Source organism: Escherichia sp. E13S3 (assembly GCF_004212325.1).
Lineage (GTDB): Bacteria > Pseudomonadota > Gammaproteobacteria > Enterobacterales > Enterobacteriaceae > Escherichia.
In genome coordinates, this window is sequence record NZ_RHJR01000026.1 from 1 (window position 1) to 17,771 (window position 17,771).

Annotated in this window: 14 protein-coding genes and 1 pseudogene; 5 read left to right on the forward strand and 10 right to left on the reverse strand. The window is 52.4% G+C overall.

The annotated features are described in order from the left end of the window. Window positions 1-363: helix-turn-helix domain-containing protein (locus D9597_RS22585; protein WP_165383565.1), on the reverse strand; the 363-nt coding region annotated here is incomplete at its 3' end. A 22-nt stretch (window positions 364-385) separates the two neighbouring features. Between D9597_RS22585 and tnpA the strand changes: the two are divergent. Together tnpA and nhoA are read left to right on the forward strand one after the other, a co-directional pair. After that, a pseudogene (gene tnpA / locus D9597_RS22590) lies at window positions 386-804 on the forward strand (IS200/IS605 family transposase). An 82-nt stretch (window positions 805-886) separates the two neighbouring features. After that, the gene (gene nhoA / locus D9597_RS22595) at window positions 887-1,732 is read left to right on the forward strand and encodes an N-hydroxyarylamine O-acetyltransferase (RefSeq protein WP_130224839.1); all 846 of its coding nucleotides are present in this window, start codon (window positions 887-889) and stop codon (window positions 1,730-1,732) included. A gap of 108 nt (window positions 1,733-1,840) precedes the next feature. On the opposite strand, the gene D9597_RS22600 is transcribed toward nhoA, so the two are convergent. From D9597_RS22600 to yddG, 7 genes are all read right to left on the reverse strand, one after another. Further along, complete coding sequence (locus D9597_RS22600) at window positions 1,841-2,734, reverse strand: PhzF family isomerase (RefSeq protein ID WP_130224841.1); 894 nt, start codon at window positions 2,732-2,734, stop codon at window positions 1,841-1,843. A 79-nt stretch (window positions 2,735-2,813) separates the two neighbouring features. After that, the gene (gene narI / locus D9597_RS22605; protein WP_130224843.1) at window positions 2,814-3,494 is read right to left on the reverse strand and encodes a respiratory nitrate reductase subunit gamma; all 681 of its coding nucleotides are present in this window, start codon (window positions 3,492-3,494) and stop codon (window positions 2,814-2,816) included. Beyond that, window positions 3,491-4,186, reverse strand: coding sequence for a nitrate reductase molybdenum cofactor assembly chaperone (gene narW / locus D9597_RS22610; RefSeq protein WP_130224846.1), 696 nt, complete (start codon window positions 4,184-4,186; stop codon window positions 3,491-3,493). Before narW ends, narI begins: the two co-directional genes overlap by 4 nt. Continuing rightward, complete coding sequence (gene narH / locus D9597_RS22615; protein ID WP_130210513.1) at window positions 4,186-5,730, reverse strand: nitrate reductase subunit beta; 1,545 nt, start codon at window positions 5,728-5,730, stop codon at window positions 4,186-4,188. Before narH ends, narW begins: the two co-directional genes overlap by 1 nt. Then, window positions 5,727-9,467 carry a nitrate reductase Z subunit alpha gene (gene narZ / locus D9597_RS22620; RefSeq protein WP_130224848.1) on the reverse strand — a complete coding sequence of 1,247 codons (3,741 nt, stop codon included), beginning with the start codon at window positions 9,465-9,467 and terminating at the stop codon, window positions 5,727-5,729. Before narZ ends, narH begins: the two co-directional genes overlap by 4 nt. An 81-nt stretch (window positions 9,468-9,548) precedes the next feature. Next, the gene (gene narU / locus D9597_RS22625) at window positions 9,549-10,937 is read right to left on the reverse strand and encodes a nitrate/nitrite transporter NarU (RefSeq protein ID WP_130224850.1); all 1,389 of its coding nucleotides are present in this window, start codon (window positions 10,935-10,937) and stop codon (window positions 9,549-9,551) included. A 278-nt stretch (window positions 10,938-11,215) separates the two neighbouring features. Then, on the reverse strand, window positions 11,216-12,097 hold the full coding sequence (gene yddG, locus D9597_RS22630; protein WP_130210507.1) for an aromatic amino acid efflux DMT transporter YddG: 882 nt from the start codon (window positions 12,095-12,097) through the stop codon (window positions 11,216-11,218). A 231-nt stretch (window positions 12,098-12,328) separates the two neighbouring features. Here yddG and fdnG point away from each other — a divergent pair, with 231 nt between their 5' ends. The 3 genes from fdnG to fdnI are packed head-to-tail and all read left to right on the forward strand — an operon-like array spanning window position 12,329 to window position 16,919. Then, window positions 12,329-15,376 (forward strand): formate dehydrogenase-N subunit alpha, encoded by a 3,048-nt coding sequence (gene fdnG, locus D9597_RS22640; protein ID WP_138211548.1) that lies wholly within the window; start codon window positions 12,329-12,331, stop codon window positions 15,374-15,376. 12 nt (window positions 15,377-15,388) lie between these two features. After that, complete coding sequence (fdnH, locus tag D9597_RS22645) at window positions 15,389-16,273, forward strand: formate dehydrogenase N subunit beta (RefSeq protein ID WP_001240583.1); 885 nt, start codon at window positions 15,389-15,391, stop codon at window positions 16,271-16,273. Further along, window positions 16,266-16,919 (forward strand): formate dehydrogenase-N subunit gamma, encoded by a 654-nt coding sequence (fdnI, locus tag D9597_RS22650; protein ID WP_000045648.1) that lies wholly within the window; start codon window positions 16,266-16,268, stop codon window positions 16,917-16,919. The genes fdnH and fdnI overlap by 8 nt, the downstream gene beginning before the upstream one ends. 227 nt (window positions 16,920-17,146) lie before the next feature. Here the strand turns inward: fdnI and D9597_RS22655 are convergent, their stop codons facing one another. Both D9597_RS22655 and D9597_RS22660 read right to left on the reverse strand, forming a co-directional pair. Next, complete coding sequence (locus D9597_RS22655) at window positions 17,147-17,431, reverse strand: HigA family addiction module antitoxin (protein WP_000781370.1); 285 nt, start codon at window positions 17,429-17,431, stop codon at window positions 17,147-17,149. After that, a complete protein-coding gene (locus D9597_RS22660) occupies window positions 17,431-17,709 on the reverse strand; it encodes a type II toxin-antitoxin system RelE/ParE family toxin (protein WP_000605676.1) in 279 nt (92 codons plus the stop codon). Before D9597_RS22660 ends, D9597_RS22655 begins: the two co-directional genes overlap by 1 nt. Between the last annotated feature and the right edge of the window lie 62 nt (window positions 17,710-17,771).

Genomic DNA, 17,771 nt, shown 5'->3' on the forward strand with positions numbered 1-17,771 from the left:
ATCGAGCTTAACGCCCTGCGGGTAGCGGAATGCATCATTCTGTCCCCGCTTTTTGAATCGGGGAAAAGCCGCACGCTTCTGGAAGAAATTTTTGTAGGCTCGCTCAAGGTCTTTCAGTGACTGTTGCAATGGCTGTGATGGGGCATCTTTAATCCATTGCGTTTCAGTGGCATTTTTCCACTCAACCAACCAGGAAGCCATTTTCGCGTAAGGGATGTATTTATTACCGGCCTCATGATTCTCATTCTGAAGCGCCAGAGCACGATTGAAAACGAAACGACATGCGCCTGCGAAGCGCCTCATTTCACGCTCCTGTTGACCACCGGGTCTTAACTGGAATTTAAATGCTTGTAGTCGCTTCACAGGGCAAACTATACTTTGGTCTATGAAAAAAGAAACCGATATCCGACGCGGAAGGCACTGTGTTTTCCTGATGCATGTTCACCTGGTCTTTGTCTAACCAAATACAGACGCCAGATTTTTGACCATGACGCGACAGAAAAACTACGCACTTACTTTTCAAATGTATGTGCTGATTTTGAAGCTGAACTGGTTGAAATGGATGGTGAACAAGATCATGTCCATTTGTTAATTAACTATCCACCCAAACTGGCGATATCCAGTCTGGTAAACAGCCTCAAAAGCGTATCGAGTAGATTGCTGCGACGAGATCGACCAGATATTGCAGTCAGGTATTACCACAAATGCGTTTTGTGGAGTCCCGGCTATTTTGCCAGTAGCTGCGGATGTGCGCCAATATCCGTCATCCGCCAATACATTGAACAACAGCAAACACCTGGTTAGGTGGAAAACCGCGCCTTATATCCCCACCCTGAAGGACGGGGTTTTATGGCGCACTGGATAAAACCACTAACGGAAACGCCTGATGACGCCCATTCTGAATCATTATTTTGCCCGCATTAACTGGTCGGGAGCTGCTGCGGTCAATATCGATACGCTTCGTGCATTACACCTGAAACACAATTGCACCATTCCATTTGAAAATCTTGATGTACTGCTGCCGAGGGAAATACAGCTTGATGATCAATCTCTGGAAGAGAAATTGGTGTTCGCCCGGCGTGGCGGTTATTGCTTTGAACAGAATGGCGTGTTTGAGCGGGTATTACGCGAGCTGGGTTTTCATGTACGTAGTCTGTTAGGGCGCGTGGTGTTATCTAATCCACCATCCTTACCGCCGCGCACTCACCGTTTGCTGTTGGTAGAACTGGAAGGTGAACAATGGATTGCCGACGTTGGTTTTGGTGGTCAGACGCTGACCGCGCCAATCCGTTTAGTGCCGGATATCGCACAAACAACGCCACATGGCGAATATCGGCTGTTACAGGAAGGGGGCGACTGGGTGTTGCAGTTTAATCATCATCAGCACTGGCAGTCGATGTACCGTTTTGATCTCTGCGAGCAGCAACAAAGCGATTATGTGATGGGTAATTTCTGGTCGGCGCACTGGCCGCAATCGCATTTTCGCCATCATTTGTTAATGTGCCGCCATTTGCCGGACGGTGGCAAGCTGACGTTGGCCAATTTTCATTTCACCCATTATGAAAATGGTCACGTAGCAGAGCAGCAGAATTTGCCAGATGCGGCGTCGTTGTATGCCGTGATGCAGGAGCAGTTTGGACTGGGCGTGGATGATGCGAAACATGGGTTTACTGTGGATGAGCTGGCGCAGGTGATGGCAGCGTTTGATACGCATCCGGAGGCGGGGAAATAGTTTGTGCCAGAGTGCCGGATGCGGCGTAAACGCCTTATCCGGCGGTTGTAGGCCTGATAAGCGAAGCGCATCAGGCAATTTGTTTTTCTGCCGTATATGGCAACGGTTTTAAAGATCAATTGCCCACTCGGCATGAAATAAAATCACCGCTGTACCAGAAATGGTGACATTCTCCGGCTGGTTATCGCGAATTGTCACCGTCACATCAATCACTCCATCGCGACCCAATGCGCGCCCCTGATGGCCTTTAACACGCAACATGCTGCCATCGTGGGGCAATACGTTGTGATATACCAACCATGCACCCATCGGACCATTGGCATTGCCGGTCACTGGATCTTCCACAATACCAATCGCAGGCGAGAACATGCGACCATCAGTTTCATTTTTGCCTGGACGGATCTGGAACGGAAAGAATCCATTGCAGCCAATCTGTTTACTGATAGCGGTTAGCGCAGCAAGGTCAGGCGAAAGGGCGTCGATATCCACTTCTGTTTTCAGCGGAATCATCACTTTTGAGTGTCCTGTTGTTGCGACCTGAATTGGCAAGCCTGGCAAAATATCGTCTTCAGTGAGATGAAGCGCGTTGATAATCGCCGCACGTGTCTCACCTTCCAGCGGTGGCTCAAAGCCAGGAGAACCTTGTTCCAGCGAAATACGATAATCATCGTTGTGCTTTTCGATAGTCACGCGGTGTTTTCCTGCCAGCGACGTTTGCCAGACGGTGCAATTTCCCAAACCTAAGACCTTCGAACGTACATAATGTGCTGCCACGGTCGCGTGACCACAAATCGGCACTTCAACTGTTGGCGTAAAGTAGCGGATGTGCACATCGCTGTCGTCGCTGTGCAGCAGAAAAGCAGTTTCCGAATGCCCTAATTCGCGGGCGATAAGTTGCATTTGCGCTTCACTGAGATTATCGGCAGGGAAAACAACACCGGCAGAATTGCCGCGAAACGGTTGAGAGGTAAAAGCATCGACGTGGTAAACCTGCGGTTTCATTAACGTTCTCCTGTGGCTGGAGAACTATCATAGCCTGCAACAGGCCGGAGAGCGAAGGGCTATCCGGCCAGGGTAATGATTATCGCCGCGAACGCACAATCTGATACCGACGAGTAAAGTACTCAAACGGCGCGCTCCAGACATGCACCAGTCGGGTGAACGGGAAGAGCAGGAAGATGGTCATCCCCAACACCAGATGCAGGCGAAAGATATAAGCTACACCATCAAGATGCGTCGATGCACCGCCCTGGAAAGTGACGATGCTTTGTGCCCATCCCACCAGCTTCATCATTTCACTGCCGTCCGGATGTTGTGCTGAAAAGGGAATGGTGGTTAACCCAAGAATGCACTGAATTAACAAGATGGCGAGGATCAGGATATCCGCACCAGAAGACGTCGCCCTGATACGCGGATTTGTTAAACGACGCACCAGTAGCCCCGCACCGCCAATCAACGTCAATACACCGCAAATACCACCGAGCACCATCGCCATCTGCTGTTTTACCGCCACCGGCAGAAACCACGCGTACATCCAGTGCGGCGTTAACATGCCAAACAGATGACCGAAGAAGATCCCCAGAATGCCGATATGGAACAAGTTCGACCACAGCACCATCCCGCGTTTATCCAGCATCTGGCTGGAGGCGGCGCGCCAGCTATACTGCCCGTAATCGTAGCGCAACCAGCTTCCGAGGATAAAAACCGTGCCACACAAGTACGGGTAGATATCGTAAAAAAAGACGTTCAGATACTGAATCATTTCCCACCTCCCGCACTGATGTCGACATACTGCGGTGCGACATCCTGGCTAAAGCGTCGCTGATATTGATTAAGCGGCGAGCTGTCACACGCCGTGGCGTTATCTTCAATAAACTTCACCTGTTCCTCTTCCCACACCGCATCCAGCGCCTGACGGGTGTCATCGCGCTCTTCGCTGCGAATTTGTTTAGTGACACTGTCACTTGAAAGTGTACTTCCCGCCAGATGCAGTAGGGCGTCAAACAACGAATACCACGGTGCCTCGCGTTGTTTTAAGCGTCCGCCAAGCAGGGCGAGGATCGGCGCAACGTTGAGTAACCCTTCTTTCGCCTGGTCGTCCGGCAGTACGCTTAAATACTCCAGATACAGCGGCAGATAATCAGGCAGTTCCCGACAATCCAGTTGCAGACCGACCTTTTCATATTCCGCCAGCAGGTTCACCATTGCCTGGCCTCGATCGCGGGACTCGGCATGAACGTGTTCGAACAGCAGTAGCGATGTGGTACGTCCACGGTCAAACACTTCGCACCATTCGGCCTGTTTATCCAGCAGCGGCGCGTCAAGCAGGTTACGGGTGAAATCCGTAAGCATCGGCGCGTCGCGGCGGATCAACGCCAGCGCGTCCTCCTTGCATTCCCATAACAGCTCGTCCGGATACTCCATCAACAGACCGATCACTTTGAGGATCTGCATTATTCGCCCTCCGCTTTATTGCGTACTTCGGTAATGTCGATGGCATCAATCCGGCTACTATTGAACAGGTTGAATTTGCTGTCCGAGCCGTGGCAACCGTCGCCAAAAGTAAAGCCGCAGCCGTTGCGTTCTGCGAAGGCGTCGCCCGCCATTTCACGATGACTGGTCGGAATGACAAAACGATCTTCATAGTTGGCGATAGCGAGATAGCGATACATATCTTCGACCTGAGCGACGCTCAAACCCACTTCGTCGATGGCGCGGGTATCCGTTACGCCTTCCACGGTTTGTGAGCGCATATAGTGGCGCATTGCCATCATCCGTTTCAGCGCCCGCAGTACAGGGCCGGTATCGCCGGCACTCAACATATTGGCGAGGTATTGCACTGGAATACGCAGGCTTTCGATGGCGGGGAGCACGCCTTCGCTTTTCGGCAAACCGCCCGCATCAGCGTAAGACTGAATCGGCGACAACGGAGGAACATACCAGACCATCGGCAAGGTGCGATATTCAGGGTGCAACGGTAGCGCCAGTTTCCAGTCCATCGCCATTTTGTAGACAGGCGAACGCTGAGCAGCTTCAATCACATTTTGCGGGATACCTTGTTTCAGGGCTTCCTCGATCACAGAGGGATCGTGCGGATCGAGGAATACTTCGCACTGGCGTTCATAGAGATCAACCTCGCGCTCGGTGCTCGCCGCTTCCTCGATGCGGTCGGCGTCGTAAAGCAGCACGCCCAGATACCGGATGCGACCCACGCAGGTTTCTGAGCACACGGTGGGTTGGCCTGACTCAATTCGCGGATAACAGAAGATACATTTTTCTGACTTGCCGCTTTTCCAGTTGAAGTAGATTTTTTTGTACGGACAACCGCTAATGCACAAACGCCAGCCACGGCATTTATCCTGATCGATCAGCACAATGCCATCTTCTTCGCGTTTGTAGATAGCGCCGCTGGGGCAGGTCGCCACGCAGCTGGGATTGAGGCAGTGTTCGCACAGGCGCGGTAGATACATCATGAAGGTGTTTTCAAACTGCCCGTACATCTCCTTTTGCATGGCCTCGAAGTTGCGGTCGCGGGCGCGTTTTTCGAACTCGCCGCCCAGCAGTTCTTCCCAGTTTGGGCCCCAGATCACCTTGTCCATCCGCTTACCGTCAATCAGCGAACGCGGGCGGGCGGTGGGAATATGTTTACCTTCCGGCGCGCTATGCAAGTGTTCGTAGTCGAAGGTGAAAGGTTCGTAGTAATCGTCAATCTGCGGGACGACCGGGTTGGCGAAAATTTTGGTAATCACGCCCATCTTGCTGCCCAGACGCGGACGGATCTTACCGTTGACATCGCGGACCCAGCCGCCTTGCCACTCTTCCTGATCTTCCCAGTTTTTCGGATAACCAATGCCCGGTTTGGTTTCGACGTTGTTAAACCATGCGTACTCCATGCCTTCGCGTCCGGTCCAGACGTTTTTGCAGGTCACCGAACAGGTATGGCAGCCGATACATTTATCGAGGTTAAGCACCATGCCGACTTGCGAACGTATTTTCATTTTTTCGCCTCCTGTACCTGATCGCGACCTTCATCATCCAGCCAGTTAACGTTCTTCATCTTGCGGATCATGATGAATTCGTCGCGGTTCGAGCCGACGGTGCCGTAGTAGTTGAAGCCCCAGGCCAGTTGCGCGTAACCGCCAATCATATGCGTCGGTTTCGGGCAAACGCGGGTGACCGAGTTATGAATGCCGCCGCGCATGCCGGTTACTTCCGAGCCGGGGATATTCATAATGCGTTCCTGGGCGTGATACATCATAGTCATACCCGGCGGTACACGTTGGCTGACCACCGCGCGGGCAGTCAGCGCGCCGTTGGCGTTAAACACTTCCACCCAGTCGTTATCGACAATGGTCAGTTCACGGGCATCGGTTTCGCTGATCCAGACAATCGGCCCGCCGCGAGAAAGCGTCAGCATCAGCAGGTTTTCACTGTAGGTGGAGTGAATGCCCCATTTCTGGTGCGGCGTCAGGAAGTTAAGTGCTTTTTCCGGGAAGCCGTTTGGCGGGATCTGGCGCATTTCACTGACGCTGCGGGTATCGATAGGCGGGCGATAAGCCACCAGACTTTCACCGAAGGCACGCATCCACGGATGATCCTGATACAGCTGCTGACGGCCCGACAGCGTGCGCCACGGAATTAACTCGTGGACGTTGGTGTATCCGGCGTTGTAAGAGACGTGATCGCTTTCCAGACCGGACCAGGTGGGGCTGGAGATAATTTTACGCGGCTGCGCCTGAATATCGCGAAAGCGAATCTTCTCGTCCTCTTTGTGCAGCGCCAGATGGGTATGTTCGCGTCCGGTGATTTCGCCCAGCGCCTGCCACGCTTTGACCGCCACATGACCGTTGGTTTCCGGTGCCAGCGCCAGAATCACTTCTGAAGCATCAATGGCGGTGTCAATCAGCGGACGCCCCTGCGCCGGGCCATCGCGTTTGGTGTAATTGAGTTTGCCGAGGAAATCGATTTCATCCTGGGTATTCCACGAAATCCCTTTACCGCCGTTGCCAAGTTTATCCATCAGTGGCCCGAGCGAGGTAAAGCGTTCATACGTAGCAGGGTAGTCGCGTTCCACCGCCACAATATTCGGCGCGGTTTTACCCGGGATCAGATCGCATTCGCCTTTGCGCCAGTCGAGCACTTCACACGGCTGGGAGAGCTCTGCCGGAGAGTCGTGTAACAACGGTTGCAGCACAACATCCGTTTCTTTGCCGAGATGTCCCACGCACACTTGCGAAAAGGCTTTGGCGATACCTTTGTAGATTTCCCAGTCGCTGCGTGATTCCCAGGCCGGATCGACCGCCGCAGAAAGTGGATGAATAAACGGATGCATATCCGAGGTATTCATATCGTCTTTTTCGTACCAGGTGGCGGTAGGCAGAACAATATCGGAGAAAAGACAGGTGCTGGACATACGGAAGTCGAGCGTCACCAGCAGGTCGAGCTTGCCTTCAATCGCTGCAGTTTGCCACTCAACTTCTTCCGGTTGGATTCCCTCCGTCGGTCCAAGTTCTTGCCCCTGAATACCACTTTCCGTACCCAGCAGATACTTCTGCATATACTCGTGGCCCTTGCCGGACGAGCCAAGCAGGTTAGAACGCCAGACAAACAGGTTACGCGGATGGTTGCTGCCGTTGTCCGGCTGTTCGCAGGCCATGCGTAACTCGCCTGACTTCAGTGCCTGGGCGGTAAATTCGGCGGGTGATAACCCGGCCTTGTCGGCTTCGGCTTTCAGGGATAGCGGGTTACGCCCCAGTTGCGGCGCAGAAGGTAGCCAGCCCATGCGCTCGGCGCGAACGTTGAAATCAATCAGATGACCGCTGTATTTACTGGCGTCGGCCAGCGGTGAGAGCAATTCCTGCGCGGTGACTTTTTCATAGCGCCACTGGCTGGAGTGATTGTAGAAAAACGAGGTGCTGTTCATCTGGCGCGGTGGTCGGTTCCAGTCGAGCGCAAAGGCCAGCGGCAACCAGCCGGTTTGCGGGCGCAGTTTTTCCTGACCGACATAGTGCGCCCAGCCGCCGCCGCTTTGCCCGACACAACCGCAGAAGATCAGCATATTGATCATCCCGCGGTAGTTCATGTCCATGTGATACCAGTGGTTGACGCCAGCACCGAGGATAATCATCGAGCGCCCATGCGTTTTATGGGCGGTATCGGCAAATTCGCGGGCGATGGTTTCAATATACTGGCGCGGTACGCCGGTAATTTGCTCACCCCAGGCTGGGGTGTACGGTTTGATTTCAGCGTAATCTTTCGCGCTGCTTTCATCTTCCAGCCCGCGATCGAGGCCGTAATTCGCCAGTACCAGATCATAAACGCTGACCACCGGACAGACACTGCCATCGGCTAATGTCAGGTTTTTAACGGGTAATTGACGCACCAGTACCGGATCGTGTTTTACGCTGCGAAAGTGCGGATTTTCAATGCCGCCAAAGTAGGGGAAGGCCACGCCTGCAACGGTGTCGTGTTGACCGAGCAGGGTTAACGACAATTCGGTTTCCGTACCGGCGGCAATGGATTCCAGATTCCATTTGCCTTTTTCTCCCCAGCGAAAACCAATCGAACCGTTCGGCACCACCAGTTCACCTGCGGTATTAACCGCCACGGTTTTCCACTGCGGATTGTTGCTTTCGCCCAGTCCATCCACCAGGTCAGACGCGCGGATCATGCGCCCGGGAACGTAGCTGCCATCGTCGCGAGGTTCAAGCATTACCAGCATCGGCATGTCGCTGTAGCGGCGGCAGTAGTTGATAAAGTAGTCGCTGGGATTATCGAGATGAAACTCTTTTAAAATCACATGGCCCATCGCCATCGCCAGCGCGCTATCAGTGCCTTGCTTTGGCGCCAGCCACTGGTCGCACAGTTTTGCTACTTCCGAGTAGTCAGGGGTAATGGCGATAGTTTTGGTGCCTTTGTAGCGCACTTCAGTAAAGAAGTGAGCGTCTGGCGTGCGCGTCTGCGGTACGTTAGATCCCCAGGCGATGATGTAGCTGGAGTTATACCAGTCTGCGGATTCCGGCACGTCGGTTTGCTCGCCCCAGGTCATTGGCGAGGCGGGAGGCAGGTCGCAATACCAGTCGTAGAAACTTAAACAGGTGCCGCCAAGCAGCGACAGATAACGCGTTCCGGCGGCGTAAGAAACCATCGACATCGCCGGAATCGGTGAGAATCCGGCAACGCGATCCGGGCCGTAAGTTTTGATGGTCCAGACGTTAGCAGCGGCAATCAGCTGGTTTAGTTCCTGCCAGTTGGAGCGGATAAAGCCGCCGCGCCCACGCACTTGTTTGTAGCTCAGGCACTTTTGCGGATCGTTCATAATCGATGCCCACGCCAGTACCGGATCGCTGTGCTGTTTAAGGGCTTCGCGCCACAGTTCAATCAGTCGTTTACGAATTAGCGGGTATTTCAGGCGATTAGCGCTGTAAAGATACCAGGAGTAACTTGCGCCGCGTGGGCAGCCGCGGGGTTCATGATTGGGCAGGTCAGGGCGAGTGCGCGGGTAGTCGGTCTGCTGGATTTCCCAGGTCACCAGGCCATTTTTAACGTAGATTTTCCAGCTACAGGAGCCAGTACAGTTAACGCCGTGGGTGGAACGCACGATTTTGTCGAATTGCCAACGCTGACGATAGCTATCTTCCCAGTCGCGGTTGCTATGCATCACCTGTCCGTGACCATCGGCAAAGGTTTCGCCCTTTTGTTTAAAGTAGCGAAAGCGATCCAAAAGTTTACTCATGACATGACTCCTGCTCCAGGAATGATTTGGGATCTGATGCCTTGTCGGATGCGACACGGTTGTACATCAGGCATCGATCTCTTATTTTTGGCTGAACTTCCGCCGACCATAAACCAGCCAGGTCAGCAGCACACAGATGATGTAAAAGATTAAAAACACTTTCATCGCGCCCACTGGCGAGCCGGTCATATTCAGCGACATGCCAAATGCTTGTGGAATAAAGAAGCCGCCCACCGCGCCGATGGCCGAAATAAAGCCCAGCGCCGCCGCCGTTTCAGTGATTGCTTCTCGCTGGGCCTGTTCATCGCTGCCGCCTTTCATCTTGACGCGATAAACCGTTATCTGGCGAAAGATGACAGCGATCATCTGGAAAGTAGAACCACTTCCCAAACCCGCGGTAAGGAATAACCCCATAAACACAGCGTAAAATGCGATGAAATTGCCGGAACCCGTGCCAGGTAGGGTAAGGAACAGCAGGGCGCTGAAAATCGCCATAAAAATGAAGTTGATCAACGTCACCCGCACGCCGCCAAATTTATCGGAAATAGCACCACCCACCGACCGCGCGATGGCACCGATAAACGGGCCAAAGAACGCCAGGCGCAGAATATTCACATCCGGGAACTGTGTTTTTGCCAGCATGGCAAATCCGGCGGAAAAACCGATAAACGAGCCAAAGGTAGCGAGATAGAGCAGACTCAGCAGCCACAGATGCAACCGTTGCAAAACGGGCAACTGGTCAGCAATTGACGCACGTGAACTGGCAATATCATTCATCCCTGACCAGGCGGCGATAGTGGCAATCGCCAGTAGCGGTACCCAAATCCATGCGGCATTCGCCAGCGACATCACAGAACCATCGGCCTGCGGTACGCCATTGACGCCAAGAAAAGCAAATACCGGTACAAAAATCACCAACGGCGCAACCAGTTGCATCACGCTGACGCCTAAATTCCCCAACCCGCCATTAATCCCTAATGCACTGCCTTGTTTGGCTTTCGGGAAGAAAAAACTGATATTTCCCATACTCGAAGCAAAGTTCGCGCCAGCAAAACCACAGAGCAAAGCAATAACAATAAATATCCCAAAAGGGGTATTCGGATTTTGCACAGCAATACCGAGCCAGACGCAAGGAATAATCAGAACCGCGGTACTAAAAACTGTCCAACGGCGTCCGCCGAATATAGGCACCATAAAGGAGTAGGGAACACGCAATAATGCGCCGGAAACGGAAGGTAAGGCGGTTAATAAAAAAAGCTGATCGGTAGTGAAATTAAAGCCGATTTTATTGAGATTAACGGCAACTGCGCTAAATAACATCCAGACACAGAAGGCAAGGAGTAAACAACTTACTGATATCCAGAGGTTTCTTCTGGCAATGTGTTTTCCTTTATTTTCCCAGAAGGCCGGATTTTCTGGCTTCCAGTCGCGCAAAAGGTAACGATTATTTTTCTCATTTTGTAGTGCCATATTCTTCCTCACATGCACACATTGTTAATGAAAAAAAGACAAGGCAGGACATTGGACGCAATGGTCCGTTATTAGAATTAAGAGTAAATAGAGTGGAGTGCTGATTGAAAGAATAGATAACAAAGCGAAACTGCGGGGGGAGAAAGCTGATTATCTGAATGGATATGTGTTACTGAATGTAACAGTGATGCATCATATTTGTTACTTATTCTTAGACTAACATACGGCAAACGTATTTGTTGCCGTATGAATCGTGGCTTTATTGTCGTAGCCTTTGCTTATCGTTGACGCGTTGCCAGCCAGCAGAGCAGGGAACCGCCGCAGACCATCAATGCGCCTTGCCAGAAAGAGAACGATAGCGGAGCACTGAGCAGCACGGCTGCAAGCGCTGAGGAAAGTACGGGCGTAAAATACGAACCGACTGCCATAATGGTGACGTTGCCATGTAAAATGCCGACGTTCCACGCCGCGTAAGCAAATCCTAAGGTAAATGCCGCTGAGATAAGTTTTATAATGACGGGCGTGCTAAATACCATCTCCGGTTGCGGCGTTAAAAAATAGTAAACCCACAAACTTGCTCCTGTCAGCAGGACGAAAACGGTAATACCATTAAATCCACGGGCATATTTATTGGTGACCGTGCAATAAGCGGCCCAGATAAAAGCACCAATAAAAGCCAGGCAATAACTCAACGGGCTGGTGGTGATATTGTTGATAATTTCATCCGGCTTGAGGCCATTTTCACCCCCTAATACCCAGCAGACGCCACCAAGGGCTAATAATAATCCTGGTACAATCAGCCAGTTGGTTTTCTGGCCATTAAACAGAATGGCAAAAAGTATCGTCAGACTGGGCCATAAATAGTTCACCATGCCTACTTCAATTGCCTGATGACGGGTTGCTGCATACCCTAAGGAAAGTGCCAGACAGATTTCATAGCTGACGAATAAGAAACTCCCCGCAAGTAAATAACCTTTGGGGATCTGCCGAATGCGCGGGAATCCTACGGTGAATATTAACAGCAGCCCGCTTAATGAATAAATAGCTGCGGCGCCGCCAACTGGACCGAGCCCCTCACTGACACCGCGAATCAATCCTACCATCGTGCTCCACAGGACGATCGCTATTAGCCCTATGAGCGTTGCTTTTTGTCGTGTCATGCTCGCTGTTTAGTCTCTCTTGCCGTTAAAAATTAAGCTGAAATTTATAGCATTTTTTTAACCAGGCTGTCAGGCAGTGGTGTGTTTTTCTACCGCCATTGAGGTAGGTCAATTTGCGCAGGCGGATTATTTTGTGGCAAACACGTGTTCTTTTTGATTTCGCGCAAAAAGATTCAGAATTTTACTGTTAGTTTCCTCGCGCAGTAATACCCCTGAAAAAAGAGGAAAGCAATGGACGTCAGTCGCAGACAATTTTTTAAAATCTGCGCGGGCGGTATGGCTGGAACAACAGTAGCAGCATTGGGCTTTGCCCCGAAGCAAGCACTGGCTCAGGCGCGAAACTATAAATTATTACGCGCGAAAGAGATCCGTAACACCTGCACATACTGTTCCGTAGGTTGCGGGCTATTGATGTATAGCCTGGGTGATGGCGCGAAAAACGCCAGAGAAGCGATTTATCACATTGAAGGTGACCCGGATCATCCGGTAAGCCGTGGTGCGTTATGCCCGAAAGGGGCCGGTTTGCTGGATTACGTCAACAGCGAAAACCGTCTGCGCTACCCGGAATATCGTGCGCCAGGTTCTGACAAATGGCAGCGCATTAGCTGGGATGAAGCATTCTCGCGTATTGCGAAGCTGATGAAAGCTGACCGTGACGCTAACTTTATTGAAAAGAACGAGCAGGGCGTAACGGTAAACCGTTGGCTTTCTACCGGTATGCTGTGTGCCTCCGGTGCCAGCAACGAAACCGGGATGCTGACTCAAAAATTTGCCCGCTCCCTCGGGATGCTGGCGGTAGACAACCAGGCGCGCGTCTGACACGGACCAACGGTAGCAAGTCTTGCTCCAACATTTGGTCGCGGTGCGATGACCAACCACTGGGTGGATATCAAAAACGCTAACGTCGTAATGGTGATGGGCGGTAACGCTGCTGAAGCGCATCCCGTCGGTTTCCGCTGGGCGATGGAAGCGAAAAACAACAACGATGCAACCTTGATCGTTGTCGATCCCCGTTTTACGCGTACCGCTTCTGTGGCGGATATTTACGCACCTATTCGTTCCGGTACGGACATTACGTTCCTGTCTGGCGTTTTGCGCTACCTGATCGAAAATAACAAAATCAATGCTGAATACGTTAAGCATTACACCAACGCCAGCCTGCTGGTGCGTGATGATTTTGCTTTCGAAGACGGCCTGTTCAGCGGCTATGACGCTGAAAAACGCCAGTACGATAAGTCGTCCTGGAACTATCAGTTCGATGAAAACGGCTATGCGAAACGCGATGAAACACTGACTCATCCGCGCTGTGTGTGGAACCTGCTGAAAGCGCACGTTTCCCGCTACACGCCGGACGTCGTTGAAAACATCTGCGGTACGCCAAAAGCCGACTTCCTGAAAGTGTGTGAAGTGCTGGCCTCCACCAGCGCGCCGGATCGCACAACCACCTTCCTGTACGCGCTGGGCTGGACGCAGCACACCGTGGGTGCGCAGAACATCCGTACGATGGCGATGATCCAGTTACTGCTCGGTAACATGGGTATGGCCGGTGGCGGCGTGAACGCATTGCGTGGTCACTCCAACATTCAGGGTCTGACCGACTTAGGCCTGCTCTCTACCAGCCTGCCGGGTTATCTGACGCTGCCGTCAGAAAAACAGGTTGATTTGCAGTCGTATCTGGAAGCGAACACGCCGAAAGCGACGCTGGCTGATCAGGTGAACTACTGGAGCAACTATCCGAAGTTCTTCGTTAGCCTGATGAAATCTTTCTACGGCGATGCCGCGCAGAAAGAGAATAACTGGGGCTACGACTGGCTGCCGAAGTGGGATCAGACCTACGACGTCATCAAGTATTTCAACATGATGGACGAAGGCAAAGTCACCGGTTATTTCTGCCAGGGCTTCAACCCGGTTGCGTCCTTCCCGGACAAAAACAAAGTGGTGAGCTGCCTGAGCAAGCTGAAGTACATGGTGGTTATCGATCCGCTGGTGACTGAAACCTCTACCTTCTGGCAGAACCACGGCGAGTCGAACGATGTCGATCCGGCGTCTATTCAGACTGAAGTATTCCGTCTGCCTTCGACCTGCTTTGCTGAAGAAGATGGTTCTATCGCTAACTCCGGTCGCTGGTTGCAGTGGCACTGGAAAGGTCAGGACGCGCCGGGCGAAGCGCGTAACGACGGCGAAATTCTGGCTGGCATCTACCATCATCTGCGCGAGCTGTACAAAGCCGAAGGTGGTAAAGGCGTAGAACCGCTGATGAAGATGAGCTGGAACTACAAGCAGCCGCACGAACCGCAATCTGACGAAGTGGCAAAAGAGAACAACGGCTATGCGCTGGAAGATCTCTATGATGCTAATGGCGTGCTGATTGCGAAGAAAGGTCAGTTGCTGAGTAGCTTTGCGCATCTGCGTGATGACGGTACAACCGCATCTTCTTGCTGGATCTACACCGGTAGCTGGACAGAGCAGGGCAACCAGATGGCTAACCGCGATAACTCCGACCCATCCGGTCTGGGGAATACGCTGGGATGGGCCTGGGCGTGGCCGCTCAACCGTCGCGTGCTCTACAACCGTGCTTCGGCGGATATCAACGGTAAACCGTGGGATCCGAAACGGATGCTGATCCAGTGGAACGGCAGCAAGTGGACGGGTAACGATATTCCGGACTTCGGCAATGCCGCACCAGGTACGCCAACCGGGCCGTTTATCATGCAGCCGGAAGGGATGGGACGCCTGTTTGCCATCAACAAAATGGCGGAAGGTCCGTTCCCGGAACACTACGAGCCAATTGAAACTCCGCTGGGCACTAACCCGCTGCATCCGAACGTGGTGTCTAACCCGGTGGTTCGTCTGTATGAACAAGACGCGCTGCGGATGGGTAAAAAAGAGCAGTTCCCGTATGTGGGTACGACCTATCGTCTGACCGAGCACTTCCACACCTGGACCAAGCACGCATTGCTCAACGCAATTGCTCAGCCGGAACAGTTTGTGGAAATCAGCGAAACGCTGGCGGCGGCGAAAGGCATTGCCAATGGCGATCGTGTCACTGTCTCCAGCAAGCGTGGCTTTATCCGCGCGGTGGCTGTGGTAACGCGTCGTCTGAAACCGCTGAATGTAAACGGCCAGCAGGTTGAAACGGTGGGTATTCCAATCCACTGGGGCTTTGAGGGTGTCGCGCGTAAAGGTTATATCGCTAACACTCTGACGCCGAATGTCGGTGATGCAAACTCGCAAACGCCGGAATATAAAGCGTTCTTAGTCAACATCGAGAAGGCGTAAGGGGGCGAACAGATGGCTATGGAAACGCAGGACATTATCAAAAGGTCCGCAACTAACTCCATCACGCCGCCTTCTCAGGTGCGTGATTACAAAGCAGAAGTCGCGAAACTTATCGACGTTTCCACCTGTATCGGTTGTAAAGCCTGTCAGGTGGCGTGTTCGGAGTGGAACGACATCCGTGATGAAGTGGGGCATTGCGTCGGGGTTTACGATAACCCCGCCGATCTGAGCGCCAAATCCTGGACGGTGATGCGCTTTAGCGAAACCGAACAGAACGGCAAGCTGGAGTGGCTGATCCGTAAAGACGGCTGTATGCACTGTGAAGATCCGGGCTGCCTGAAGGCGTGCCCGTCTGCTGGTGCGATCATTCAGTACGCTAACGGGATTGTCGATTTCCAGTCGGAAAACTGCATCGGCTGTGGTTACTGCATTGCCGGGTGTCCGTTTAATATTCCGCGCCTCAACAAAGAGGATAACCGGGTATATAAATGCACGCTCTGCGTCGATCGCGTCAGCGTCGGCCAGGAACCGGCTTGTGTGAAAACCTGTCCGACCGGGGCTATCCACTTCGGCACCAAAAAGGAGATGCTGGAGCTGGCGGAACAGCGTGTGGCGAAACTGAAAGCGCGTGGTTACGAACATGCTGGCGTCTACAACCCGGAAGGGGTCGGTGGTACGCACGTCATGTACGTGCTGCATCATGCCGATCAGCCGGAGCTGTATCACGGTCTGCCGAAAGATCCGAAGATCGACACCTCGGTAAGCCTGTGGAAAGGCGCGTTGAAACCGCTGGCAGCGGCTGGCTTTATCGCCACTTTTGCCGGGTTGATTTTCCACTACATCGGTATTGGCCCGAATAAGGAAGTGGACGATGACGAGGAGGAGCATCATGAGTAAGTCGAAAATGATTGTGCGCACCAAATTTATTGATCGCGCCTGTCACTGGACCGTGGTGATTTGCTTCTTCCTGGTGGCGCTGTCCGGGATTTCGTTCTTCTTCCCGACGCTGCAATGGCTGACGCAAACCTTCGGTACGCCGCAGATGGGACGCATTTTGCACCCGTTCTTCGGCATTGCGATTTTCGTCGCGCTGATGTTTATGTTTGTGCGTTTTGTGCATCACAACATCCCGGATAAGAAAGATATTCCGTGGCTGTTGAACATTGTCGAAGTATTAAAAGGTAATGAGCACAAAGTGGCGGATGTTGGTAAGTACAACGCCGGGCAAAAGATGATGTTCTGGTCGATCATGAGCATGATTTTCGTGCTGCTGGTGACCGGGGTGATTATCTGGCGTCCGTACTTTGCGCAGTACTTCCCGATGCAGGTTGTCCGTTACAGTCTGCTGATCCACGCGGCTGCGGGTATCATCCTGATCCACGCCATCCTGATCCATATGTATATGGCGTTCTGGGTGAAAGGGTCGATTAAAGGGATGATCGAAGGGAAGGTGAGCCGTCGCTGGGCGAAGAAACACCATCCGCGCTGGTATCGTGAAATCGAGAAGGCAGAAGCGAAAAAAGAGAGTGAAGAAGGGATATAATCTCTTTTGAACTTTAAGCTGAAAATGGCGCTGTAAAAGGCGCCATTTTCATATTGTAGACAACGTAGGCTTTGTTCATGCCGGATGCGGCGTGAACGCCTTATCCGGTCTACAAACCGTTCAAATCTAATAGATTGCAGTGAACGTGTAGGCCTGATAAGCGTAGCGCATCGGGCAATGTTGCGTTTGTTATCAGTTTCAAATGGCGCTTTATAAGGTGCTTTTTTTTATTGCGTAACCAGACGGCGCAGTCGCGACACATCCACCGTTTTTTCCGCCTCTGCCAGGCTCCAGGCGTTTTGCAGATTCAGCCACATTTGCGGCGAACTGCCGATCACCACGGAAAGTTTAATCGCCATTTCTGGTGTCAATGCTGCTTTTCCGGTCAGCAACCGGCTTGCCGTTGAGGGCGCAATTTCCATTGCTCTGGCAAACTCGCGCAGGCTGACATTAAGTTCGTCCAGTGATTCCTGAATAATGTCCCCCGGGCGGGGATGATTGGCCATTTTCATCAGTGATAGTCCTCGTAATCCAGTATGTATGCATCGCCATTGACGAATTCAAATGTGATTCGCCAGTTGCCCGAGACAGATATCGCCCAAATTCCATCGCGATCGCCGCTTAACGGGTGTAGTCGGTAACCGGGCATATCGATATCAGCAAGACAGCTTGCTGCATCAATCACAGCGAGTCGGTGGCGTAATCGTTTGACTTGCGTCGGTATAACGCCGGAGGTTTTGCCGAGAAGAAACAAGTCACGCAATCCCTTGTGTCTGAAATTCATTATCATCTCTTCATCCTTGTTCCCTCGAAAGGAACACTATCACTATTGTTCCGTGCAGCGCAACAAAT

Coding starts and splice junctions, on each gene's coding strand:
- nhoA (WP_130224839.1), top strand. CDS start 887: ATGACGCCCATTCTGAATCATTATTTTGCCCGCATTAACTGGTCGGGA.
- D9597_RS22600 (WP_130224841.1), bottom strand. CDS start 2,734: ATGAAACCGCAGGTTTACCACGTCGATGCTTTTACCTCTCAACCGTTT.
- narI (WP_130224843.1), bottom strand. CDS start 3,494: ATGATTCAGTATCTGAACGTCTTTTTTTACGATATCTACCCGTACTTG.
- narW (WP_130224846.1), bottom strand. CDS start 4,186: ATGCAGATCCTCAAAGTGATCGGTCTGTTGATGGAGTATCCGGACGAG.
- narH (WP_130210513.1), bottom strand. CDS start 5,730: ATGAAAATACGTTCGCAAGTCGGCATGGTGCTTAACCTCGATAAATGT.
- narZ (WP_130224848.1), bottom strand. CDS start 9,467: ATGAGTAAACTTTTGGATCGCTTTCGCTACTTTAAACAAAAGGGCGAA.
- narU (WP_130224850.1), bottom strand. CDS start 10,937: ATGGCACTACAAAATGAGAAAAATAATCGTTACCTTTTGCGCGACTGG.
- yddG (WP_130210507.1), bottom strand. CDS start 12,097: ATGACACGACAAAAAGCAACGCTCATAGGGCTAATAGCGATCGTCCTG.
- fdnH (WP_001240583.1), top strand. CDS start 15,389: ATGGCTATGGAAACGCAGGACATTATCAAAAGGTCCGCAACTAACTCC.
- fdnI (WP_000045648.1), top strand. CDS start 16,266: ATGAGTAAGTCGAAAATGATTGTGCGCACCAAATTTATTGATCGCGCC.
- D9597_RS22655 (WP_000781370.1), bottom strand. CDS start 17,431: ATGAAAATGGCCAATCATCCCCGCCCGGGGGACATTATTCAGGAATCA.
- D9597_RS22660 (WP_000605676.1), bottom strand. CDS start 17,709: ATGATAATGAATTTCAGACACAAGGGATTGCGTGACTTGTTTCTTCTC.